Below are 23072 nucleotides of genomic sequence, written 5' to 3' on the forward strand. Positions count from 1 at the left end.
CATGCGTGCCTACCTGCGATTCGAGCTGCGGCGGCTGGCCCGGGACCCCCGCCTGACGATGTTCACCGTCCTGGGGCCGGTCGTCACGTACCTGATCTTCTCGCCGTTGGCCGGCGACGACCGGTTGTCCGGCCTCGACGCCGCGACCGCGCTGATGGTCGGCCTGGCCGGCTACGGCGCGGTGGCCGGCGCGCTCACGGTGGCCGGGTCGGTCGCCCAGGAGCGTGCCTCGGGCTGGCTACGCCAGCTCCGCGTCACCCCGCTGCCGCCCGGCCGGGTGCTGGCCGCCAAGGCCCTCACCAGCATGCTCAGTGGGGTTCCGGCGGTCGTCGCGGTGTGCCTCACCGGCGTGCTCCAGCACCACGTCACGCTCTCCGCCGGCCGGTGGGCCGCGCTGGCGGCGCTGCTGTGGGTCGGCACCGCACCGTTCGCGCTGCTCGGGCTCGCCATCGGGTACGGCCTCACGCCGCACCTCGCCCAGCCGGCCGTCTTCCTCGCCTTCCTCACCCTGTCCGTGCTCGGTGGCCTGCTCGTGCCGGTGGCCTACTTCCCGGACGCGCTGCGACACCTGGCGCACGCGCTGCCCACGTACCGGTTCGCCGAGCTGGGCTGGCGGACCGTCGACGGTCGGGCGCCCAGCCCGGTCGGGTTGGCGGTGCTGCTCGCCTGGACGGTGGCGTTCGCCGGGTTGGCGACCGGCGCGTACCGTCGCTCGACCGGCCGCCGCTGACGGTCGTACGGTGTCTGCCATGGCCGTCACCGACCCGGACGCCGCCCGGCGGCGACGCGGCTTCGCCCTGGTCGCGGCCCACACGCTGTGGTTCTGGTTGCTGGTTCCGCCGGCTGCCGCGATCGCCGACGGCCGGGTGCGGCCCGCCGCGCCGGCGGCCGTCGGACTGGTCGCGTTCGCGCTGCTCTACCTCGCGTTGGTGGCCGTGCCGGTGGCGTCCCTGCCGGTCCCGCCGGCCCTGCGACGCCTCGGACTGGCGCTGTTCGCGTTGCTCGGCGCCGCCCTGGCCGGCACGTACGCCGGTGGGCCGGGCGGCTGGCTGATCCTGCTGGTGTACGTGGCGGCGGCGGGCGCCGTGACGGTGGCCCGGCCGGTGCGGGGCGCCGCCTGGGTCGGCGCCACGGTCGCGGCGGTTCCGGTGATCGGCGCGGCTCGGGGCGCGCCGGTCACCGACACCGCGCAGACCGCGCTGATCACCATGCTCGCCGGCGCCATGACGCTGGCGTTCGCCCGGATGGCGCAGCTCGTCGACGAGCTGCGCCGGACCCAGCGGGAACTGGCCCGGTCGGCGGTGCGGCAGGAACGGCTCCGGTTCGCCCGGGACCTGCACGACCTGCTCGGGCACACGCTGTCGGTGGTGGTGGTGAAGGCGGAGGTGGCCCGCCGCCTGGCCCGGACCGACCCGGACCGAACGGCGACGGAGGCCGCGGAGATCGAGCGGATCGGGCGGACCGCGCTGGCCGAGGTCCGCGAGGCGGTCACCGGGTACCGGGACCACAGCTTCGGCCGGGAGCTGGCGAACGCCCGGGTCGCGCTGGCCGACGCGGGGATCGCGGTGACGGTACGCCGCAGCGGTGACCCGCTCGGCGTGGCCGCCGACGACGCGTTCGGTTGGGTGCTCCGCGAGGCGGTGACGAACGTGCTGCGGCACAGCCGGGCGTCGCGGTGCGAGATCGCGCTGCACACCGGACGCGACGGGTCGGTGCTGACCGTGCGGGACGACGGCGTCGGTGGCCGGCCCGAGTTCGGCAACGGGCTGCGGGGACTCGCCGAGCGGCTGGGCCGGGCCCGGGGCACGCTGGACGTCGGACCGGCGCCCGGTGGCGGCCTGCTGCTCACCGCCCGGATCGACCGTCGACCGGCCACGGCGGTGCCGGCGTGATCCGGCTGCTCCTCGCCGAGGACCAGGGCATGATGCGGGGCGCGTTGGCCCTGCTGCTGAACCTCGAACCCGACCTGGAGGTGGTGGCCGAGGAGAGCACCGGCGCGGGCGCGGTGGCGGCGGCCCGGCGGACCCGGCCGGACGTGGCGCTGCTCGACATCGAGATGCCCGACGGCACCGGTCTGGATGCCGCCGCCGCGCTGCGCACCGAGGTGCCCGACTGCCGGGTGCTCATCCTCACCACGTTCGGCCGGCCCGGCTACCTCCGCCGGGCGATGGAGGCCGGCGCCCGAGGTTTCCTGGTGAAGGACGGGCCGGTGGCGGAGTTGGCGGCGGCGGTCCGGCGGGTGCTGGCCGGCGAGCGGGTGATCGACCCGGCGTTGGCGGCGGCGGCGCTGTCGGCCGGCCCCGACCCGCTGACCGACCGGGAACGCGCGGTGCTGGCCACCGCCGAGGACGGGGCCACCGTCGCCGACATCGCCGCCGAGCTGCACCTGTCGGAGAGCACGGTCCGCAACTACCTGTCGGCGGCGATCGGCAAGACCGGCACCCGCAACCGGATCGAGGCGGCGCGCACCGCGCGGGCGAACGGCTGGCTCTGACCACGGGCGGTCAGGGCCCCGGGCGGATCTCCATCTCGGCCACCAGGTCGTCGACGAGGCGGTAGACGTGCGTGACGGTGTGGTCCGCCAGCTCGACGCCGGCCCGGTCCCGCACCACCTGGCGCACCGACACGGCGACCCGGCCGTCGGGTTCCGCCGTGAAGGCGATCGGCGTCACCGACGGGTCGATCTCGGCCCACTGCCGCCGCCAGTAGTCGCCCACCTCGGCCCGGCCCCGGAGCACCCCGCCCTCCCAGCCGTTGGGCCAGGAGACGTCCGGCGTCATGGCCGCCAGCAGGGTCGGTACGTCGCGTTCGTTGAACGCCGCGTAGAGCGCCGTGAGCCGGGCCTGTGCCGTTTCGGATCCGAGGGCCGTCATCCCCCGAGTGTGGCCCGCGCGGACCGGTTGCGGCCGGCGACTTCGCGCTGGGCAGAACGTCGGTCGACGACGTGGCGCCGGCGGGGCCTCAGCCGTCGGCGAGGAGCCGGTCGCGGACCTCGCGGCGCAGGATCTTGCCGATCTGGGAGCGGGGCAGGTTCTCGACCACCACGACCCGGCGGGGCACCTTGTAGCCGGCCAGGTGGGCGCGGCAGGCGACGCGGATCGCCTCCGGGGTGCCGGCCACGGCGGGGTCGAGCACCACTGCGGCGACGACCTCCTCACCGTCCGCGGTGGGCACGCCCACGGCGGCGGCGTCGACCACGCCGGGTACGCGGCGCAGCGCGTCCTCCACCTCGGACGGGTAGACGTTGAAGCCGCCGGTGATGATGAGTTCCTTGATCCGGTCGACCACCGTCACGAAGCCGTCGGCGTCCATGGTGACGATGTCGCCGGTGCGCAGCCAGCCGTCGGGCAGCAGCACCGTCGCCGTCTCCTCGGGCCGGTTCCAGTAGCCGGCGAACACCTGCGGGCCGCGTACCAGCAGCTCGCCGGCCTCGCCGGGGGCCCGGTCGCGGCCCGGGTCCTCGGGGTCGACGATGCGCACCTCGGTGGACGGGAACGGCACCCCGACCGTGCCGGGCCGGCGGGTCGGCGCGACCGGGTTGCCCAGCGTGATCGGGGACGTCTCGGTCATGCCGTAGCCCTCGACCAGTAGTCCGCCGGTCACCGACTCCCACAGCTCCACGGTGGGCGGCGGCAACGTCATCGCGCCGGAGATGGCGTACCGGATCGAGGTGAGGTCGACGCCGCGCTCGCGGGCGGCGGTGGCCAGCCGCGCGTAGACCGGCGGCACGGCGGGCAGGAACGTCGGCGGGCGGCGGCGGGCCGCGTCGAGCACCTGGTCGGCGTCGAAGCGGGGGAACAGCACCAGCGTCGCCCCGATGCCGACGGCGAAGGTGAGGCAGAGCGTCAGGCCGTAGGCGTGGAACAGCGGCAGCACCGCGTACACGGTCTCCGCGCCGTCGCGCAGGCCGGGCACCCAGGCCCGGCCCTGCGCGGCGTTGGCCCGCAGGTTGCGGTGGGTGAGCACGGCGCCCTTCGGCACGCCGGTGGTGCCGCCGGTGTACTGGAGCAGCGCCACGTCGTCGACGCCCGGGCCGGGATGCGCGGCGGGCAGCGGTTCGGCGGCGGCGACCAGCTCCGACCAGGCCCGCGCGCCGGGCGCGGGGCCGGTCATGGCCGCGCGGGCGGCCCGGACCTTCGGCAGCGGCAACCGCAGCGCCCACCGCTTGAGCCGGGGCAGCGCCGCGGTCAGGTCGACCGAGACCACGGTACGCACGGCGCCGCGTCCCGCCACCAGCGGCGCGACCTTGTCCCACGCGATCGCGACGGTGGCGCCGTGGTCGGTGAGCTGCCGGTCCAGCTCGTCGGCGGTGTACAGCGGGTTGTGCTCGACGACCACCGCGCCGAGGCGCAGCACCGCGTAGAACGCGACCACGTGCTGCGGGCAGTTCGGCAGCACCAGCGCCACCCGGTCACCGGGTCGGACGCCGAGTCGGCGCAGCGCCTCGGCGGCGCGGGCCACCTGGTCGGCGAGGTCGGTGAAGGTGGTGGTGGCGCCGTAGAAGTCGAGCGCCACCCGGGGCCCGAACCGGCCGGCCGCGTCGGTGAGCAGGTCGACGAGGGAGCCGTCCGGTTCCGGGATCTCGGCCGGCACGCCCGGGGCGTAGCTGCGGGTCCAGGGCCGCCGGTCGGTCGCGTCCATCGCCGTCTCTCCTCGCTGCGCGGATGACGGCCCCAGCCTAACTTGACCGGCCGGTAACCTACGCTGGCGTAAGTTGCCGGGTTCGTCACATCAGCGGTGCGACGCCGAGTGCCGGTGCGCTATCCGCCGGGTCTTCACGATCGCGAAGATGACGACCGCGGCCAGCGCGACCACGCCGATGATGATGAGCCAGCGGACCGCCTCCAGCAGCAGCCCGAGCAGGATGAGCACGCCGGCGACCACGCCGACCACCCAGAGCAACGCGCGCATGTCGGTGCCTCCCGTCTCCTCCGGTCGGCCGCGCGCTTTCCCACATCCCGGCCCGACATGCCCGGCCCGACATGCCCGACCGGACGTGTCGCCGGCGGACGGTCAGCGCCGGGCCACGTAGACCGTGTTCGCCGCCTCCCGCCCCTGCAACGGGTTGGGGAACCGGACGACGTGCGCCACCGAGGTCGGGAACACCTCGGTCAGCGTGCGCTGGAACGCCGGATCCGGCGGGTCGTTCGACCAGAGCGCGAAGACGCCCTCCGGGTGCAGCAGCGCGGCCAACCGGCGCAGCCCGTCGACCGTGTAGAACGGCGCGTGGTCGGGGTGCAGCACATGGCGGGGGGAGTGGTCCACGTCGAGCAGCACCGCGTGGAACCGCCGCCCGGGCTCGTCCGGGTCGAAGCCGTCGCCGGCCACCGCCGCGAAGAAGTCGGCCCGCACGAACCGGGTACGCGGATCCGCGGCCAGCCCGGCGGCGAACGGCAACAGCTCCTGCCGGTGCCAGTCGATCACGTCCTCGATCGCCTCGACCACCAGCATCGAGCGCACCCGGGGATCGGCCAGCGCGGTGCGCGCGGTGTAGCCGAGCCCGAGCCCGCCGACCACCACGTCCAGCGTCTCCCCGGGCAGCGGGGCCAGCCCCAGCCGGGCCAGCTCGATCTCCGCGACCGGGAACGCGCTGGACATGAGGTACTCGTCGCCGAGCTTCACCTCGTACACGTCGGCGTCCAGCGCCGGGTCGCGACGCCGGCGCAGGCTGATCTCCCCGATCGGCGTCTCTCGCCAGGCCAGTTCCTCGAAACGCGTGCCCACCCGGTGTCCCCTCCGCCGATCCGTTCCCGGATGCTACCGGCCGACCGCGACCCGGCCGGCGGGAACGGGCCGGTCCGGCCGCCTCGGTCGGCGGTCCGCCTCAGTCCACGGGTCGGGTGGCCACCACCACGGTGTCCAGCGCGTCGACCGTGCCGCCGTCGGCGGTCGGCACCGGCCGGCGGGCCGTCTCGGCGCGCCCGATGCGCAACCCGGCCAACCCGTCGACCACCGCCTCCGGAGTGAGCAGCACGCTCGCGTCCTGCGGGCCGCCGGTGCCGGCGTCGAGGTTGGCCAGGTCGTGGCCGACCACCACCAACGTGCCGCCCGGGCGCAGCGCCGACCGGGCCGCCGCGAGCACCCCGGCGAAGTCGACGGCGGGCAGGTGCAGATAGCTGATCAGCACCAGGTCGTAGCTGCCCGGCACCGGCCGGTACGCGGTCACGTCGGCCACCCGCCAGTCGACCGTGACGCCCCGCGCGGCGGCCAGCTCACGCCCCCGCGCCACAGCCACGGCCGAGAAGTCGACCGCGTTGACCCGCCAGCCCTGCCCGGCCAGCCACACCGCGTTGCGCCCCTCGCCGGCGGCGACGTCCAGCGCGGAGCCGGGACTCAGCCCGGACACCGACTCGACCACGAAACGGTTGGGTTCAGCGCTCCACACCAGTCCCGACGCGTTGGCGTACCGTTCGTCCCAGGCGCTGCTGTCCACTGTGTCCCCTCCTTCGGCGGCCCCACACCGCCACCGTGACCGTACCGGCTGCGACAAGAATGACCAGCCCGAGTCCCGCGAGCGGCGGCAACTGCCGGGCCAGCACGAACCCGCCCATCGCCACCACGAACCAGCCGAACGACAGGCGGAGCACGTGCTCCGGGATCCGGCCGGCGAGCCGCCCACCGAGCAGGCTGCCGACGATCGCGGCGACGGTGACGGCCACGGCCAGCGCCCAGTCGATCCGCACGCCGGACAGGTAGCCGGCCAGGCCGGCGAACGACTTCATCGCGATGACCACCAGCGACGTGCCCACCGCCACCGGCATCGGCAGGCCGCCGAGCAGCGCCAGCGCGGGCACGACCAGGAACCCGCCGCCGGCGCCGACCAGGCCGGTGACCAGCCCGACGACCACGCCGTCGAGGATCACCCGCAGCGTCGGCAACTCGGGCGGCGTGGGCCGCCCCCCGACCGGGCGTCGGCCCCGGATCATCGCCGCCGCGGTGGCGAGCATCATCAGCGCGAACGCGGTGAGCAGCACGCTCGCCGGGACGAACCCGGCCAGCCGGCCGCCGGCGTACGCGCCGGTCATGCCGGCCACGCCGAAGATCAGGCCGGTGCGCCAGCGGACCCGGTGGGCGCGGGCGTGCGGCAGCACACCGACCGCGCTGGTGGCGCCCACGACGAGCAGCGAGGTGGCGATCGCCTCCTTGGTGGGCAGGCCGGCGACGTAGACCAGCAGCGGCACGGCGAGGATCGACCCGCCGCCGCCGAGCAGGCCCAGGCTCACGCCGATCAGCACCGCGCCGGCCAGCGTGAGCACCAGCGCGGTCACGACCGCCGTCCGGCGTCGTCGCGGAGTCGGCCGACGACGGTGTCCAGGTCGCAGCTCGCACCCCGGTTGTACGGCAACCGGCCGAGCAGCATGCCCATGGCGCAGGTGTTCGAGACCGCCGCGACGGTGAGACCGGCGCCGACGGCGCCCGCGACCCACTTCAGGCCCGGCACGAACACCGAGCCGAGCACGCCGGCCAGCACGATCGAACCGGCGACCAGGCGGACCTGGCGCTCCAACTCCCAGCGCGGCCGGCCCCGGACGATCGGGGCGCTCGCGGCCTGCCAGGCCAGCATGCCGCCGTCGAGCACCCGGAGGTTGGGCAGGCCGACGGTGGCCAGCGTCCGCTCCGCCTGGCCGGCGCGGGCGCCGGAGCGGCAGATCAGCACCACGTCCTCGTCGAGGTGGGCGCGCAACTCCGCGCGGTGTTCCCGGAGCAGGTCCAGCGGCACGTTGTAGGCGCCGGGGATGTGCGTGGCCTCGAACTCGCCCGGGGTACGGACGTCCAGCAGCCGGGGCGCGCGGCCGGCGGCGATCAGCTCACCCAGCGTCGCCACGTCGACCGTCGACGGGTTGGCGGTGGTCATGTCTGTTCTCCTTCGGTGGTTTGCGGGCAGGGGGCGTCGCCGGCCGGCGCGTCGCGCGCCGGCCGGGCGGGGTGGCAGGGAGGGTCAGCCGGTCGGGGCCATCCGGACGCCGGCCGACTCGGCGCGGGCGAACGCGTCGTCGATCAGCACCACGTCGCGGCCGGCGTTGGCCAGCAGGGACGCGGCGGCGGTGGCCCGGTAGCCGGAGCCGCAGTGCACCCAGACCGTCCCGGCGGGCACGTCGGCGAGCCGTCCGAGCAGGTCGGGCAGGGGGACGTGCACCGCGCCGTCGACGTGCCCGGCCCGCCACTCGTTGGTCATCCGGACGTCGAGCACGACCTGCGGGGCGGGCAGTCCGGCCGGGAGGTCGCCGGCCTGCGCGGCGGCCAACGCCGCGAAGTCGGCCACGGTCAGCTCGCGCAACTGCGCGCGGTCGCCGGCCCACCGCCCGGGGTCGCCGGTGGCCTGCGCGGCCGGCCGGTCGATGCCGATCCGGACCAGCTCCCGCTGGGCGTCGGCGACCTGCTCCGGCGTCTCGGCCAGGAGCGTGATCGGCACGCCCCACTCGATCAGCCAGCCGAGCCACGTCGACATCGGCCCGTCCAGGCCAAGACTGACGGTGCCGGCCAGGTGCGAGGCCGCGTACGCCTTGCGGTGCCGAAGGTCGACCACCCACTCGCCGGCGGCGATCCGGCGGCGCAGCTCGGCGGCGTCGGCGCGGCCCACCGGCGTGAGGTCGACCGGAGCGGGGCCGGCGGCGTTGGCCACGCCCATGTGCGCGTAGTAGGCCGGGTAAGCGTCCAGGCCGCCGAGCGTCTCGGTGACGAACCGGTCGGCGGCCAGCCGCAGCACCGGGTTGGCCGCCTTCTCCCGGCCGATGGTGGACTCCGGGGCGTCGGCCTGGCTGGCCGAGCAGAAGCTGCCGAAGCCGTGCGTGGGCCACACCTGCGCGCCGTCGGGCAGCAGGTCGACCAGCTTGCGGGCGGAGGCGTGCTGGTGGTGGGCCAGCTCGTGGGCGTGCCGCTGGCCGAGCAGGTCGGTGCGGCCGGTGGTGCCGAACAGCAGCGACCCGCCGGTGAACACGCCGGCCGGGGTCCAGCCGCCGTCGCCCGCCTCGTCCAGCACGTACGACAGGTGGTGGAAGGTGTGGCCGGGGGTGCCGACCACCCGCAGCCGCAGGCCGTCCGACACCGGCACCACGTCGCCGTCGGTCACCGGCATCCGGTCGAAGCCGACCTCGTCGGCGGCGGCCACCAGGTAGTGGGCGCCGGTGATCCGGGCCAGTTCCAGGCCACCGGAGACGTAGTCGTTGTGCAGGTGCGTCTCCACCACGTGGGTGATCCGCACCCCCCGCGCGCCGGCCAGGTGCAGGACCCGGTCGATGTCGCGCTGCGGGTCGACCACGACCGCCACCCGGCCGTCGGACGCCAGATAGCTGCGGTCGCCGAGCGAGGACGTCGCGATGACTGTCACCTCGGTGCTCACGTGCGTTCTCCTCTCCTCGCTCCTGCATACCTCCGGGGGTATGCAGGAGGCAGACTCCGGCCCGGTTCCGGGCGCGGATTACCCGCCCGCGTCGCGATCAGGCGGCGCGGGCGGGAGGTCGGTGGGTCAGGCCAGGGCGAGGAAGAGCTTCTCCAGCTCCTCCTCGGTCATCTCCGGCTCCTCGCCCGCCCGACGGGCGGCGCCGCAGTGGCGCATCCCGGAAGCGATGATCTTGAAGCCGGCCCGGTCGATGGCCTTGGAGACGGCGGCGAGCTGGGTCAGCGCGGCGCGGCAGTCCTCGCCGTTCTCCATCATCTCGATCACGGCGTTGAGCTGCCCCCGGGCCCGCTTGAGTCGGGTCAGCGCGTCACTGGTCATCTCGGGTCGAAGCTTCACGTCCCACCTCCTGCCCCGACGATACCCCCCGGGGTACCCACCCGCCACCGCCCACCCGCCCCGGGCCCCAACCACCCCCTTCCCGGGTGATCAAGGGATTTGCGTCACCGCGGGCGGTCATCCCGGACCCGAACTCCTTGGTCAACTCCGTGGGACGGGGGTGGGGCGGGATGGGGGCGACGCAGGGTGGGCGGGGGATCGACGGAGCGCTTATCCTGTGCGGCGACTACCCGGTGGAGGGGCCCGATGGCGTCGCGGCAGGACCAGCTGCACTCGTACCAGTTCACCGTGCAGCGGGCGGTCGCCGCGCTGGTGATGCGGGAGACCGATCCGGCGCAGTCGCCGTTCCGCCGGTTGGCCGGCGCCGGCCTGGCCAGCGTGCTGGTCGCGGTGATCGCGCTCGGCGGGGTGGCGTTGTACGGCCTGTTCACCGGCGGCGGCAGCTCCTGGCGGGACACCGGCGCGGTGATCGTGGAGAAGGAGTCCGGCGCCCGGTTCGTCTATCGCGACGAGAAGCTGCACCCGGTGCTCAACTACGCGTCGGCGCTGCTGATCATCGGGGCGGAGCGGCCGAAGACCGTGCTGGTCACCCGCCGGGCCATCGACGGGGTGCCCCGTGGGCTGCCGCTGGGCATCGCCGGCGCGCCGGATTCGCTGCCCGCGCCGAACCGGCTGGTCGGCGACGGCTGGACGCTCTGCTCGTCGGTGACCGGGGCGGCGGGCCGGCCCGAGGCCCGCTCGGCGCTGTTGATCGGGCGGGCCGCGGCCGGTGGGCGGGCGCTCGGCGACCAGGGCCTGCTGGTCCGCCACCCGGACGGCGGCCTGCACCTGCTCTGGCACGACCGGCGCTACCTGCTGCGCGACACCGACCGGGTGCTCGCCGCGCTGGCCGCCACCAGGGAACGGGCCGTCCCCGTCGCGGCGGCGTTGCTCAACACCGTGCCGGCCGGCGCGGACCTGGTCCCACCGCCGGTCGGCGCGCTCGGCGCTCCCTCGGCGCGGGTCCCCGACGCCACCGTCGGTGCCGTCTACCTGGTGCGCAACTCCGGCGGCGGCCGGCAGTACGCGGTGGTGGCCCGCGACGGGCTGGCCGGCATCACCGAGTTGCAGGCCGCGCTGCTGCTGGCCCGCACCGGGCAGGGCGAGCCGACGCCGATCACGCTCGGTCGGTTCGCGGCGCTGCCGAAGCTGCCCGACCTGGTGCCGGCCGGGCCCGACGCGCCGCCCGCCGTGCCGCCCCGGCTCGCCACCGCCGAGCCGGGCGCGCTCTGCGCGCGGGCCGGTGACGACACCGGCGTACGCGAGATCCGGCTCGGCGTCACCGCACCGGACCCGGCCACCGCCGCGCGTACCGCCGGGGGTCGGGGTGGGCTCGCCGACCAGGTCGTGGTGGAGCCGGGGCGCGGCGCGCTGGTGGAGGCGGTGGCCGCCCCGGGCGCGACCGGCGGCACGGTGTGCGTGGTCACCGACCTGGGCCGGCGGTACGCGCTGGTCGGCGCGGACGTGCCGGGCATGCTCGGCTACGCCGGGGTGCGGCCGGTGCGGCTGCCGGCGGGACTGGTGGACCTGGTGCCGGCCGGCAGCCCGCTCGATCCGGCCGCGGCCCGCGCGGTGGCCGCCCCGGCCTGACCGGCCGCAACCCGGGGGCACCCGGGCGCACCCGGGGGCACCCGGGCGCAACCCGGGCCCGGGCCGGGGCTCGGGCCGGCGCGAGCGCGATCCGGGGCTCGGGCCGGCGCGGGCGCGATCCGGGGCTTGGGCCGGCGCGGGCGCGATCCCGGGCTTGGGCGGGCGCGAGCAGGCCGGGCGCAACCGAGGCCGGCCCGGGCCGGTGCGATCCGGGCGGGCGGCTCAGGCCGGGCGGCGCAGCACGGTCACCGCGAACCCGGCGTCGTCCTGCCAGGGCCGCAGGTCCCAGGTGGCGAAGCGGTGCTCCCGGCGCAGGCCGGCGGCGACCGCGTCGCCGTCCAACTCGGCGACCGGGTAACCCCGGTCCGTGCCGAAGCCGATCACCACCACGCCGTCGGGACGCACGTGCGCGGCGATCCGGGCCAGTACGGCGCGCTCGGTGCCGGGAGCGACGAAGGTCATCACGTTGCCGGCCACCACGGCCGCGTCGAACGGCTCGGGCTCGCCCTGTGCGGGCAGGTCCAGCTCGGCCAGGTCGGCGACCAGGAACCGGGGACCGCTGTGGTCGGCGCGGGCGGCCTCGACAAGCGTCGGGTCGGCGTCGACGCCGACGACGGTGTGGCCGCGGTCGGCCAGCACGGCGGCGACCCGGCCGGTGCCGCAGCCGGCGTCGAGGATCCGCGCGCCGGGCGGCACCAGCGCGTCCACCAGGCGGGCCTCGCCGGCCAGGTCCGCCCCCTCGGCGGCGAGGCGGCGGAACCGGTCGACGTACCACTGCGAGTGGCCGGGCTTGGTGTCGGTCACCCAGCGGGTCGGCTTGCTCATGGGCCAACCGTAACTGATCTTGTTCAGGTCAGCGCGAGGAACGTGGCGGCGGCCAGCGGCGCGCCGAGCGCGGCACCGGCCAGCACCTGCGGCCCGGTGTGGTCGCGCAGCCGCACCCGGGACCAGCCGACCGCCGCCGCCAGCGGCAGCAACCCGACCGCCACCGAGGCCAGGCCGATCGACAGCGGCCGGGCCCGCTGCCGGTGGTCGCCGACGTGCCGGTCGGTGAGCCGACCCCGGCGTACGCCGTGGACGATCACCCCGACCGGGATGATCGCGCAGCACAGCAGCGCGGTGCCGCCCCAGAGCAGGAACTGGGCCGGGGAGCGGCTGACCCGGGCGGCGGCCACCAGCGGCAACGTGGTCACCAGGACGCCCGGTGCGAACACCTCGGTGAGCAGCCGGGCCAGCCGCGCGCCGGCCGGGCGCTCCCGTGGTGATCGCACCGGGTCATCCTGGCATGTCGTCGCTCCCCGCTCAGCCCTTCTCGGCCCCGCTGGTGAGGCCCTCGGTGAGCAGCCGTTCGCCGGCGAAGAAGAGCACCACGATCGGCAGGGTGAGGATGACCGAGCCGGCCATCAGCACCGTCTTGGGCACCTCGACGCCGTCGGCGAGCAACGACAGCCCCAACGAGACGGTCCACCGGTCCGGCCGGTCGACCAGGAACAGCAGGGCGAACAGGAACTCGTTCCAGGCGATCATGAAGTCGTAGAGCGCGACCGCCATCACCGACGGCGCGGCGAGCGGCAGACTGACCCGGCGGATGATGCCGAGCCGACCGGCGCCGTCGATCGCCGCCGACTCCTCCAGGCTGACCGGGATGGTCTCGAAGTAGTTCTTGAGCATGTAGACCGAGACCGGCAGCGTCTGCGAGATGTAGACAAGCACCAGCCCGAACAGCGACCCGCGCAGCCCGGCGCGGCTGAAGACCACGAACAGCGGGATCGCGATGACGATCGACGGGAACAAATAGACCGCCAGGAACAGCGCGCTGACCTGCCGGCGGCCGAAGAACCGCAGCCGGGAGACCGCGTACGCGCCGGGGATGGCGACCAGCAGGGTGAGCACGGTCGCGGCCAGCGCCACCAGGCCGCTGTTGCGGATGAACGTGAGGAAACCCTGGCCGCCGCTCTGCACCGACTTCAACACCTCGGCGTACGTGGCGACGGTCAGCTCGCCGAACGGCACCCAGAGCGAGCCGGGGTCGAGCAGCAGGCGCTCGATCGGGCGGACCGACAGCACCAGCATGTACCAGAACGGCAGCAGCGTGACCAGCAGGAAGCCGGCGATCACCAGCCGGCGCAGCCAGCGCAGGCTGACCGTCTCGATCCGGTCCCGGTCCATCACGCCTCCCGTTTCGCGCCGAAGAAGCGCAGGTAGATGGCCACGAACACGAGCAGCACCACGGCCAGTACGACCGCCTGGGCGGCGGCGGCGCCGATGTCGGTACGCGCGGTGAGGAACTGGTAGACCCGGACGCTGACCACCTCGGTGCCGGCCGAGCCGCCGGTGAGCAGGTAGACGTCGTCGAACTTGTTGAACGTCATGATGAACCGGAGCACGCCGAGCAGCGCGATCACGGGCATGAGCTGCGGCAGCAGGATGTGCCGGAAGCGCTGGGTCGGGGTGGCGCCGTCGACCCGGGCGGCCTCCTCCAGCTCGCCCGGCACGGCCTGGAGCCGGGCCAGCAGGAACAGGAACGCGAACGGGAAGTAGCGCCACGCCTCGAACGCGATCACCGTCCACAGCGCGGTGGACTCCTGGGACAGGAACGCCACCGGGGCGTCCCAGCCGAGGAAACGCCGGCCCCAGTCGTTGACGATGCCGAGCTGCGGGTCGAGCATCACCTGCCAGACGAACGTCATGGCGACCACCGGCGCCACGTACGGCAGCAGCATCGACGCGCGCACCAGCGTACGGCCCCGGAACGGCCCCCGGACGGCCAGCGCCGCGACCAGGCCGACCACGATCGAGCCGGCGGTGCCGCCGACGCTGTAGACCACGGTGGTCCAGAGCGTGTCGGCGAACCCGGGGGTGTGCAGCACCCGGTCGATGTTGTCCAGCGTCAGCTCGCCGAACAGCCCGGTCTTGCGCAGCGTCGCCAGGCGTACCCGCTGGAAGGCCAGCACCACGGTCCAGACGATGGGTATGCCGATCACCGCGAGCACGACGAGCAGCGTCGGCGCGACCAGCGCGAGCCCGGCGCGGGACTCCCGGCGGCGCAGCGTCAGCGGGCGGCGGCCGGGCCGGCGGGGCCGCTCCGGGGTGGGGGAGCGGCCGGCCTCCGGCGCGACGGTGGTCAATTGACGCCCTTGGCGATGGCCTCGACGTCCTTCTTGGCGCGCTCGGCGGCGGCCCGGGCGTCGGACTTGCCGCCGACCACGTCCGCGAGCGCCTTGGGCACCGGCAGCTCGCCGAGGATGGCGCCGACCAGCTTGCCCTGCCCTTGGGTCAGCCCCCAGCGCTGGAACGTGTCCGGGCTCTTGCGCAGCGTGGCCAGCACGTCGTCGCCGTAGACGTCGGAGAGCGGCTTCTTGGTGTCCACCCCGGCCGGGCTGGTGTTCCACAACGTGCGGAACTTCTGCTTGTCCTCCTGGGTGCCGGTGCGCACCGGGAACCGCCCCTCGGGGGACATGCCGAACCAGCGCGGGTAGCCGTCGGAGAGCATGTACTCCACGAAGGACGTCGCCGGGTCGGCCGCGCCGTCGAGCACCGCCCAGGAGCTGACCTCGCCGTACTGGGCCGGCTCGGTGCCGTTCGGACCCTTGATCGCGGTGACGAAGCCGCTGTTCTTCGCCAGCCACGCCGGGTCGGCCTGGCACTGCGGGCAGGTGGGCCGCGCGTCGTTGCGCAGGCCGGCCAGCTCGTCGAGGACGAACGGCGACCAGACCAGCATGGCCGCCCGGCCGGCGAAGTAGGTGGCCCGGGTGGTGTCGACGTCCTGCGCGCCCTTCACCGAGTTGTTCCGCATCAGGTCGCCGTAGAACCGGAACGCCTCCACGCACTCCGGTGAGTCGAGCGTGACCTTGCCGGCGTCGTCGGTGAGCTGGCAGTTGTTGGCCAGCGCGAGGTGCTCGAACGTCTGCTGGGTGAACACGTCGCCGGGGGCGGTGGCCGCGGTGATGCCGGCGACGCCGCCGGTGTTCAGCTTCGCCGCCGCGGCGGCGATCTTCTCGTACGTGTCGGGGGCGGGCAGGCCGGCGGCGTCGAACAGGTCCTTGCGGTAGACGAGCAGTTGGCCCCAGCCGTCGCTGGGCACCGCGAGCTGGGTGCCGCCGTCGCTGGTCAGCTCCAACGCGCGGGGGGAGAACGTGTCCCGCCCGAGCTTGTCCACCACGGCCTTGTTGGCGTCCGGCTCCAGCAGCTCGTTGGCGGCGAGCGTGCGGACGCCGGCGAGCGACACCGAACCCACCACGTCGGGCAGGTCGCCGGCGGCGGCGCTGGACGCGATCAGCGACGGGAACTGGTCCTCGTTGACGGTGACCAGGTTGACCTTCACGCCGGTCTTCGCGGTGTAGTCGGCGATGATCGCCTTGGTGGCGGTGACCCGGTCGGCCACGTCCTCCAGGCTCCAGACGGTGATCTGGGAACTGTCGGATTTCTGCTCGTCGTCGCTGCAGGCGGTCGCGCCGACCCCGGCCAGTGCCAGGATCAGGCTCGACGCGAGCAGCCGTGTGGAGGGTGATGGCATCGGCGGCACTCCTTCTCGAAAATACACGGCACGCCATCAATACCCGCAGATTCATCAATCTAATCACATATGCCCATTTTTTGGGTTAGCATTGGGGCCGGCACTTTCCTCGGAGCGACGCCATGGCCAACTGGGTTGTCTCTCTGGCCGGGCCCCGGAGCATCCGCCTGGAGCCCTGCCCCCCGGACCGGCTCGGCCCGGGTCAGGTCCGCGTCCGCACCTGCTACTCCGGCATCTCCGCCGGCACCGAGCTGACCCTCTACCGGGGCAGCAACCCCCGGCTCCGCAAGGACTGGGACGCCACCGCCCGGATGTTCGTGCCCCGGCAGGCCGCGCCGGCGTACCCGGTGGTCGGCTTCGGCTACGAGGAGGTCGGCGAGATCGTCGAGGTCGCCCCCGATGTCGGCGACCGCCGCGCCGGCCAGCTCGTCTGGGGCATCTGGGGGCACCGCGCGGAGGCCGTGCTCGCCGCCGCCGCGACGCACCCGCTCGCCCCCGGCCTCGACCCGCTCGCCGCCGTCTTCGCCCGTCCCGGGGCCATCGCGCTGACCGCGGTGCTCGCCGGTGACCTGCACCTCGGCGACTGGGTCGGGGTCTTCGGCCAGGGCGTGATCGGGCTGCTCGGCACCCGGCTCGCGGTGCTCTCCGGCAGCCGGGTGGTGGCCGTGGACCGGGTGCCCGGTCGACTCGCGCACGCCACCCGCCTCGGCGCCCGCCGGGTGGTCGACGCCGCCGGCGACTCGGCCGCCGCCGCGCTGCGGGCGGCCACCGACGGTCGCGGCGCCGACGTCTGCCTGGAGCTGTCCGGCGCGTACCCGGCGCTGCACGAGGCGATCCGGGCCACCGCGCACGCCGGCCGCGTCGTCGCCGCCGGCTTCTACCAGGGGTACGCCCACGGGCTGGAACTCGGCGAGGAGTTCCACCACAACCGGATCCAGCTGGTGGCCGCCCAGGTCTCCGGCCCCGACCCGGCTCCCGGCACGGCCGGCCGGTGGTCCGGGACGCGGATCGCGCACACCTTCATGGACCTGGTGGCGGAGGGCAGCGTCGACCCGCTGCCGCTGGTGAGCCACGTCGTCGACGCGGGCGCGGTGGCCGACGCGCTGGCGTTGCTCGACCGCGGTGACGGTGACGTCCTCCAAGTGGTGCTGAGGTTCTGACATGGACATCCCACTGGCCTGCCAGGAGCAGTTGCTCCCCGGCGCCGACCTGATCGACAAGTACGCCCTCGCGGTCTCCCTCGGCTACCGGGGCATCGAGCTGCGCGGGCGGGGGGACCTGGCGTTCGCCCGGCGGCTGCCGGAGCTGCGCCGGGCCCGCGCCGCCGGGGTGGTGACGCCGACCGTCTGCGTCGAGATGGACCACTTCATCGGCGACTTCGACCCGGCCCGCTCCCGGGACGCGGTGCGCAACCTGCGCTCCCAGCTCTCCGTGATCGCCGAGCTGGGCGGTGTCGGCGCGATGACGCCGGCCGCCTGGGGCATGTTCTCCCGCCGGCTGCCGCCGCACGAGCCGCCCCGGTCGCCCGAGGCCGACCGGCGGGTGCTCGTCGACGCCCTGGGCGAGCTGGGCGAGCACGCCCGGTCCGAGGGGGTCACCCTGTTCCTGGAACCGCTCAACCGGTACGAGGACCACATGGTCAACCGGCTCGACCAGGCGGTCGAGCTGTGCCGTGCGGTCGGGTCGCCCGCGGTCCGGGTGGTCGCCGACACCTACCACATGAACATCGAGGAGGACGACCCGTGCGCCGCGCTGCGCGCCGCCGCGCCGTACCTCGGACACGTGCAGGTCAGCGACTCCAACCGGCACCAGCCCGGCGCCGGGCACCTGGACTGGACGGCGCTGCGGGACACGCTCGCCGGGATCGGCTACCCCGGCTGGCTGGCGCTGGAGTGCCGGCTGCGCGGTGAGCCGGTCGCCGCGCTGCGCCAGGCCGCCGCCGTGCTGACCTCCGCCCGGCCCCGGCGGGCCGCCGCGTGACCGGCAGCCTGGCCGCCGGCGTGCTGACCTCCGCCCGGCCCCGGCGGGCCGCCGCGTGACCGGCAGCCTGGCGGCCGGCGTGCGGGCCGGCGCGGAACGGGACGCCCGACTGCGTCGGCTGGCGCTGGCCACGCTGGACGCCAACTGGGAACACGACCACACCGTCCCGTCCCGCACGCTCTACCCGCACCAGTGGAGCTGGGACTCGGCGTTCATCGCGGTCGGGCTGGCGCACGTGCGACCGGACCGGGCCTGGCGGGAGCTGCGCACGCTGTTCGCCGCCCAGTGGGTCGACGGGCGGGTGCCGCACATCGTGTTCAACCCGGCGCCGCACCTCGGCCCGTACTTCCCCGGGCCGGCGTTCTGGGACTCGGCGTGCGCCGAGGGGGCGCCGTCGGTGGCCACCTCCGGCATCGTCCAGCCGCCGGTGCACGCGCCGGCCGCCTGGCTGGTGCACCGCCGCGCCCCCTCCGACGCGTCGGTGGCCGCGCTGCGCCGGCTCTATCCCCGGCTGGTCGCCCAGCAGCGCTACCTGACCGGGCGGCGGGACGTCGGCGGCGGCGGCCTGGCCGCCATCGTGCACCCGTGGGAGTCCGGCCTGGACAACAGCCCCGCCTGGGACACCCCGCTGGCCGCGGTGCCGGCCGACGAGGCGGTGATGCGCGCGTACCGCCGGCACGACACCGCGCACGCCGACCCCACGCACCGCCCCACCGACCTGGACTACGCGCGGTACGTCGCGCTCGTGGACAGCTACCGGGCCGGCCGCTACCGGGACGAGGGGCTGCTCGGGCGGCACCCGTTCCTGGTGGAGTGCCCGCTGGTCAACGCCGCGCTCGGGGTCGCCGAGTACGCGCTGGCCCGGATCGCGACGGTCGTCGGCGCCGACCCGTGCCCGCACCGGGACCGGGCCGCCCGCCTCACCGAGGCGCTCGTCGCACGCCTGTGGGACCCGGTCACCGGCACGTTCCGGCCGCGTGACGTCCGCACCGACCGGCTCGTCGGCCCGCGTACCGTGCTCGGGCTGCTGCCGCTGGCCCTGCCCGATCTGCCGGAACCGCAGGTGCGGGCCGTGTTGGCCGAGGCGTGCTCGCCCCGCTTCGGCCTGGCCGCCCGGATGGACCGGCCGCTGCCCACGTACGACCGGACCGCGGCGGACTTCGAACCGCTGCGGTACTGGCGCGGACCGAGCTGGGTGAACACCGGCTGGCTGCTCTGGCAGGGCCTGCGGACCCACCGCCGGGTCGACCTGGCGGCCGGGCTGCGGGACTCCCTGCTCGCCCTGGTCGACGGCGCCGGCTGCCACGAGTACTTCCACCCGGACACCGGCGTCGGCCTCGGCTCGCCGGCGTTCAGTTGGACCGCCGCGCTGGTGCTGGACGTGCTCGCCGAGGGCTGACCGGTGCGCTCCGGCCGCCGACCCGGCGGCGTCGCCCCGGTCGCCGCCGCCGGATGGTCAGGCGATGCCGGCCGGCATGCCGCCACCGAGCCGCAACGTCGACATCGGCGCGTCGTCGACCGCGTAGCCGAGCGCGTCGACCACCTCGACCACGCCGCTGACCTGCCGGGTCAACCGCAGCGCCAGGTGCACCGTGGACCAGCGCTCCACCTGCCCGGTGAGCGTCACCACGCCGCCGTGCACGGCCACGTCCACCACGCCGTCGCGCACGCCGAGCGTGCGGCGCAGCACCTCGTCGACCACGTCCCGCCGGATGTCCGCGTCCGGGCGCAGGTGCACCTTGAGCAGGTCGCCGCGGGTCACGATGCCGACCAGCCGGCCCAGGTCGTCGACCACCGGCAGTCGCTTGACGCCGCGCGTGTCCATCAGCCGGGCCGCCTCGACGAGCGTGGCGTCCGGCGCGACGGTGACCGGGGGAGCGGTCATCAGGTCGGCTGCGAGCGTCGCGCCGGCCTTCGCCCGCGCCTCCCGGCGGCGCCGGTCGGGCCGGAGCCGCCGTTCGTGGGGCTGCCCGGACAGCTCCACCTTGTACATCAGGTCCGCCTCGGAGACCACCCCGAGGACCCGCCGGCCGCCGTCCACCACCGGCGTCGCCGTGACGCGCCGGTCGGTCAGCACGTCGACGATCTCCCGGTACGCCGTGCCCTCCCGTACCGTCGCCACGTCGGTGGTCATCACGTCCCGCACCTGCCACGTCCGCATGGTCGGCCTCCCGATCTCCGCGACGCCGCGCTCCGGCGCCTCCGGTGGCTCCCGCTCGGCACGTCTGACGCCGCGCCGCGACCTGGAGCTACCGTCTCCGACGCTAGGCGGCGGTGGCCGGGCCGAGCAGGGGCGTACGGACCCGTCGACCGGGTCGTAGGTCACGCCTCAGCCGGGATGCGCGCCGGTGCCGGCGTCCACGGCCGGCCCGGTGACCCGGTCGACGGTCGGCTCGGTGGCCAGGTCGGCGGTCGGCTCGGTGGCCAGGTCGGCGGTCGGCCCGGTGGCCAGGTCGGCGGTCGGCTCGGTGGCCAGCAGTTCGGCCGGCACCGGCGCCACCTCGACCCGGCAGTCGTGGAACGTGGGTGCGCCGCCCAGGTCGGCGTCGCGGACCGCGGTCACCGCGTTCACGGTGGACCGCCCGGGGCTCAGCCGCGCCCAGTACGCCTTGTAGGTGAACGCCACCCCGGGCCGGGTCGCCTCGTCCACCGCGACCGCGGCCAGGAACGCGCCCCGGTCGTTGTGGACCCGCACCGCGTCGCCGTCGGCCAGGCCGCGCGCCACCGCGTCGGCCGGGTGCAGGTGCACCCGGGGCGGACCGGCCCGACGGGCATGCCAGGGCAGCGAGGCGAACGTCGAGTTCATCAGGTAGCGGCCGGCCGGGGCGAGCAGCACCAGCGGGAAACGCCGGGCCAGCGCCGGGTCGGCGGCCTCGACCGGTGGGGTGTAGCCGGGCAGCGCGTCCACCCCGAGCCGGGCCAGCGCCGGATCGTGCAGCCGGGCCCGTCCGTCCGGGGTGGGGAAGCCGCCGTCGGCGAACGGCGCGGAGCCGACCGGCACGCCGGTGAGCCGGGCGTACGTGCGGGCGCGCAACTCCTCGAACCCGATCGGCGAGCCGGACAGCAACTGCCGGGCCAGATCCTCGTCGCTGTCCCGGAACGCCGGGTGGTCGATGCCGAGCGCCGCGGCGATGCGCCGGAAGATCTCGGTGTTCGGCAGCGCCTCGCCGGGCGCCCGGGTGGCGGGCAGGTTCAGCGTCGTGTAGTGGTGCCCGTAGGAGGTCTGCAGGTCGAGGTGTTCGGGCTGCATGGTGGCCGGGAGCACGACGTCGGCGTGGTCGCAGGTGTCGGTCCAGCGCTGCTCCAGCACCACGGTGAACAGGTCGGTGCGGCGCAGCCCGGCCAGCAGCCGGGTCTGGTCCGGCGCGGTGGCCGCCGGGTTGGCGTTGAACACCACCAGCGAGGTCACCGGCGGGTCGACCTCCCCGGTGAGCACGGCGGCGAGCCGGCTCATGTTGACCGACCGGGCCGGCGGGGCGGGCATGCCGGCGGGTCGGATCACCGGGCCGTTGTCGACCGGGTGGTGCCCGCTGGTGGTCACCAGCGCGCCGCCGCCGGCGTACCGGAAGTCGCCGGTGACCAGCGGCAGCGCGCAGATCGCGCGGATCGCCTGCCCGGCGCCGGCGTGCCGTTGCAGGCCGAGGCCGACGCGCACGGCGGTGGGCCGGGTGGCGGCGATCCGTTCGCCGAGCCGGCGCACGGTCTGCGTGGGCAGCCCGCACTCGGCGGCGGCGCGTTCCACCGGCCACTCGTCGAGCCGGGCGGACAGCTCGGGCCAGCCGACGGTGTGCGCGGCCAGCCACGGCTCGTCGGCCGCCCCGGCGTCGCGGACGTGCCGTATCAGCCCGAGCGCGAGCGCCGCGTCGGTGCCGGGCAGCGGCGCGACGTGCTCGTCGCTGCGGGCGGCGGTCTCGGTGCGCAGCGGGTCGATCGTCACCAGGTACGCGCCGCGCTCGCGGGCCTGCTGCACGAACGGCCACAGGTGCAGGTTGGTGGCGAGTGGGTTGGCCCCCCAGAGCACGATCAGCCGGGCGTCGACGATCGATTCCGGCTCGAAGCCCACCGGGCGGCCGTAGACGGACCGGGTGGCCGCGTTCGCCGCCGCCGTGCAGATGGTGGTGTCCAACCGGGACGCCCCCAGGTACGCGAACAGCCGCGGCCCCATCGTCCAGCCCTGCACCAGCCCCATCGTGCCGGCGAAGTAGTAGGGGAGCACCGACTCCGGCCCGTCGCGTTCGATGCTGGCCCGCAGCCCGTCCGCCACCCGGTCGAGCGCCTCCGCCCAGCTCGCCGGCCGGTACGCCACCGGACCGACGCCCTTGGGACCGGTGCGGATCCAACAGGTGGTGAGCCGGTCCGGGCCGTTGACCGCGTCGAGGTAGCGGTTGACCTTGCCGCAGAGCGCGCCCCTGGTGAACGGGTGGTCGCGGTCGCCGCGCAGCGCGACGGCCCGGCCGTCGGACACGGTGAGCTGCCAGACGCAGGTGTCCGGACAGTCCAGGGGGCAGGCGCCGGGAAGGGTGACGGTGGCCATGCGCGGATGCTACCCACGCCGCCGCCCTCCTCGCCGATCATGCGCCTGCTGCCCGCGAGACGTCGGATCGGTGGCTTTTGTCGGGGCACCAACTGCAAGATCGCGGGGCGTTTGGCGGGGTTGGGGGTGGGTACTCGGCGGGGCCGGCGGGGCGGTCTCCGGGTGTCGGCGACCGGCTGGCAGGGGAGGGCGGGATGCGGTTTCCGCTGTTCGTCGACGCGGTGGCGCGTCGTGCCGAGTTGCCCACCGACGACGCGGCGACGATCTCCCGCGCGGTGTTGCAGACCCTCGCCGAGCGGATCACCGCCGACGAGTCGGCCGACCTCGCCGCCCAGCTCCCCGACGACGTCGGCGGCTACCTCGTGCCGGCCGGGCCGCCGGCGACCGGGGCCGCGGTGGACTTCCTCTACCGGGTGGCCGACCGGGCCGCGGTGGATCCGGCGTTGGCCGAGGTGGGGACGCGGGCGGTGCTCGCCACGCTTCGGGAGACGGTCACGGTCGGCGAGTTCCAGGATCTGGTGGCGCAGCTGCCCCGGGGGTTCGACGCGATGGTGGACCCGCTTCCGCGTCCGCCGTACGATGTCTGAGCACGCTCCCCGCAACCCGGGTCGAGCTGCAGCGCGGTCGCCCACAAGGCGAAGATTTAACCGCCCAGAAGTACTTTCACCGTAAAATAA

The 23072-nt window shown here is 75.2% G+C and carries 24 protein-coding genes; 8 read left to right on the top strand and 16 right to left on the bottom strand.

Features of this window, described 5'->3' with window-relative positions:
• Position 1 precedes the first annotated feature (1 nt).
• Genes ACIA6B_RS16855 through ACIA6B_RS16865 form a run of 3 tightly spaced genes read left to right on the top strand, consistent with a single transcriptional unit; the run spans position 2 to position 2494 of the window.
• On the top strand, positions 2–730 hold the full coding sequence (locus tag ACIA6B_RS16855; protein ID WP_396774225.1) for an ABC transporter permease: 729 nt from the start codon (positions 2–4) through the stop codon (positions 728–730).
• A gap of 19 nt (positions 731–749) precedes the next feature.
• Positions 750–1892, top strand: a complete 1143-nt coding sequence (locus ACIA6B_RS16860) for a sensor histidine kinase (protein ID WP_396774226.1) — start codon at positions 750–752, stop codon at positions 1890–1892.
• Positions 1889–2494: a DNA-binding response regulator gene (locus ACIA6B_RS16865; protein ID WP_396774228.1), complete on the top strand. Its 606-nt coding sequence runs from the start codon at positions 1889–1891 to the stop codon at positions 2492–2494. Before ACIA6B_RS16860 ends, ACIA6B_RS16865 begins: the two co-directional genes overlap by 4 nt.
• A 10-nt stretch (positions 2495–2504) precedes the next feature.
• Here the strand turns inward: ACIA6B_RS16865 and ACIA6B_RS16870 are convergent, their stop codons facing one another.
• From ACIA6B_RS16870 to ACIA6B_RS16910, 9 genes are all read right to left on the bottom strand, one after another.
• Positions 2505–2873, bottom strand: coding sequence for a nuclear transport factor 2 family protein (locus ACIA6B_RS16870; RefSeq protein ID WP_396774230.1), 369 nt, complete (start codon positions 2871–2873; stop codon positions 2505–2507).
• Between the two features lie 88 nt (positions 2874–2961).
• Positions 2962–4641 (bottom strand): long-chain-fatty-acid--CoA ligase, encoded by a 1680-nt coding sequence (locus ACIA6B_RS16875; protein ID WP_396774232.1) that lies wholly within the window; start codon positions 4639–4641, stop codon positions 2962–2964.
• A gap of 90 nt (positions 4642–4731) precedes the next feature.
• Positions 4732–4911 (bottom strand): hypothetical protein, encoded by a 180-nt coding sequence (locus ACIA6B_RS16880; protein ID WP_281940483.1) that lies wholly within the window; start codon positions 4909–4911, stop codon positions 4732–4734.
• Positions 4912–5013: 102 nt separating this feature from the next.
• Entirely contained in the window at positions 5014–5724 is a 711-nt protein-coding gene (locus tag ACIA6B_RS16885) for a spermidine synthase (RefSeq protein WP_396774233.1), read from the bottom strand.
• A gap of 100 nt (positions 5725–5824) precedes the next feature.
• The gene (locus ACIA6B_RS16890; protein WP_396774235.1) at positions 5825–6433 is read right to left on the bottom strand and encodes a class I SAM-dependent methyltransferase; all 609 of its coding nucleotides are present in this window, start codon (positions 6431–6433) and stop codon (positions 5825–5827) included.
• On the bottom strand, positions 6372–7268 hold the full coding sequence (locus ACIA6B_RS16895; RefSeq protein WP_396774236.1) for a sulfite exporter TauE/SafE family protein: 897 nt from the start codon (positions 7266–7268) through the stop codon (positions 6372–6374). The genes ACIA6B_RS16890 and ACIA6B_RS16895 overlap by 62 nt, the downstream gene beginning before the upstream one ends.
• Positions 7265–7855 carry a rhodanese-like domain-containing protein gene (locus ACIA6B_RS16900; protein ID WP_396774238.1) on the bottom strand — a complete coding sequence of 197 codons (591 nt, stop codon included), beginning with the start codon at positions 7853–7855 and terminating at the stop codon, positions 7265–7267. Before ACIA6B_RS16900 ends, ACIA6B_RS16895 begins: the two co-directional genes overlap by 4 nt.
• An 84-nt stretch (positions 7856–7939) precedes the next feature.
• Positions 7940–9340 (bottom strand): rhodanese-like domain-containing protein, encoded by a 1401-nt coding sequence (locus ACIA6B_RS16905; RefSeq protein ID WP_396774240.1) that lies wholly within the window; start codon positions 9338–9340, stop codon positions 7940–7942.
• A gap of 126 nt (positions 9341–9466) precedes the next feature.
• Positions 9467–9736 carry a metal-sensitive transcriptional regulator gene (locus ACIA6B_RS16910; RefSeq protein WP_281940493.1) on the bottom strand — a complete coding sequence of 90 codons (270 nt, stop codon included), beginning with the start codon at positions 9734–9736 and terminating at the stop codon, positions 9467–9469.
• A gap of 246 nt (positions 9737–9982) precedes the next feature.
• Between ACIA6B_RS16910 and eccB the strand changes: the two genes are divergently transcribed.
• The gene (gene eccB / locus ACIA6B_RS16915) at positions 9983–11365 is read left to right on the top strand and encodes a type VII secretion protein EccB (protein ID WP_396774243.1); all 1383 of its coding nucleotides are present in this window, start codon (positions 9983–9985) and stop codon (positions 11363–11365) included.
• A 222-nt stretch (positions 11366–11587) separates the two neighbouring features.
• On the opposite strand, the gene ACIA6B_RS16920 is transcribed toward eccB, so the two are convergent.
• Genes ACIA6B_RS16920 through ACIA6B_RS16940 form a run of 5 tightly spaced genes read right to left on the bottom strand, consistent with a single transcriptional unit; the run spans position 11588 to position 15881 of the window.
• On the bottom strand, positions 11588–12190 hold the full coding sequence (locus ACIA6B_RS16920) for a class I SAM-dependent methyltransferase (RefSeq protein WP_396774245.1): 603 nt from the start codon (positions 12188–12190) through the stop codon (positions 11588–11590).
• A 23-nt stretch (positions 12191–12213) separates the two neighbouring features.
• Entirely contained in the window at positions 12214–12636 is a 423-nt protein-coding gene (locus ACIA6B_RS16925; protein ID WP_396774247.1) for a hypothetical protein, read from the bottom strand.
• 31 nt (positions 12637–12667) lie between these two features.
• Positions 12668–13534, bottom strand: a complete 867-nt coding sequence (locus ACIA6B_RS16930) for a carbohydrate ABC transporter permease (protein WP_396774249.1) — start codon at positions 13532–13534, stop codon at positions 12668–12670.
• Entirely contained in the window at positions 13534–14493 is a 960-nt protein-coding gene (locus ACIA6B_RS16935; protein ID WP_396774251.1) for a carbohydrate ABC transporter permease, read from the bottom strand. Before ACIA6B_RS16935 ends, ACIA6B_RS16930 begins: the two co-directional genes overlap by 1 nt.
• The gene (locus ACIA6B_RS16940; protein ID WP_396774253.1) at positions 14490–15881 is read right to left on the bottom strand and encodes an ABC transporter substrate-binding protein; all 1392 of its coding nucleotides are present in this window, start codon (positions 15879–15881) and stop codon (positions 14490–14492) included. Before ACIA6B_RS16940 ends, ACIA6B_RS16935 begins: the two co-directional genes overlap by 4 nt.
• Positions 15882–16003: 122 nt before the next feature.
• On the opposite strand from ACIA6B_RS16940, the gene ACIA6B_RS16945 reads away from it, so the two are divergent.
• Genes ACIA6B_RS16945 through ACIA6B_RS16955 form a run of 3 tightly spaced genes read left to right on the top strand, consistent with a single transcriptional unit; the run spans position 16004 to position 19260 of the window.
• The gene (locus ACIA6B_RS16945; protein ID WP_396774255.1) at positions 16004–17041 is read left to right on the top strand and encodes a zinc-binding dehydrogenase; all 1038 of its coding nucleotides are present in this window, start codon (positions 16004–16006) and stop codon (positions 17039–17041) included.
• 1 nt (position 17042) lies between these two features.
• Positions 17043–17861: a sugar phosphate isomerase/epimerase family protein gene (locus ACIA6B_RS16950; protein WP_396774257.1), complete on the top strand. Its 819-nt coding sequence runs from the start codon at positions 17043–17045 to the stop codon at positions 17859–17861.
• A 55-nt stretch (positions 17862–17916) separates the two neighbouring features.
• Complete coding sequence (locus tag ACIA6B_RS16955; RefSeq protein WP_396774259.1) at positions 17917–19260, top strand: MGH1-like glycoside hydrolase domain-containing protein; 1344 nt, start codon at positions 17917–17919, stop codon at positions 19258–19260.
• Between the two features lie 57 nt (positions 19261–19317).
• Here the strand turns inward: ACIA6B_RS16955 and ACIA6B_RS16960 are convergent, their stop codons facing one another.
• Together ACIA6B_RS16960 and ACIA6B_RS16965 are read right to left on the bottom strand one after the other, a co-directional pair.
• Positions 19318–20022 carry a CBS domain-containing protein gene (locus ACIA6B_RS16960; protein ID WP_396774261.1) on the bottom strand — a complete coding sequence of 235 codons (705 nt, stop codon included), beginning with the start codon at positions 20020–20022 and terminating at the stop codon, positions 19318–19320.
• 168 nt (positions 20023–20190) lie between these two features.
• Positions 20191–22395: a molybdopterin-dependent oxidoreductase gene (locus tag ACIA6B_RS16965; RefSeq protein ID WP_396774263.1), complete on the bottom strand. Its 2205-nt coding sequence runs from the start codon at positions 22393–22395 to the stop codon at positions 20191–20193.
• A gap of 194 nt (positions 22396–22589) precedes the next feature.
• Between ACIA6B_RS16965 and ACIA6B_RS16970 the strand changes: the two genes are divergently transcribed.
• Positions 22590–22982, top strand: a complete 393-nt coding sequence (locus ACIA6B_RS16970) for a DUF2267 domain-containing protein (RefSeq protein WP_396774264.1) — start codon at positions 22590–22592, stop codon at positions 22980–22982.
• Positions 22983–23072: the final 90 nt, after the last annotated feature.

This window comes from Micromonospora sp. NPDC051141, assembly GCF_044455765.1.
GTDB lineage: Bacteria > Actinomycetota > Actinomycetes > Mycobacteriales > Micromonosporaceae > Micromonospora.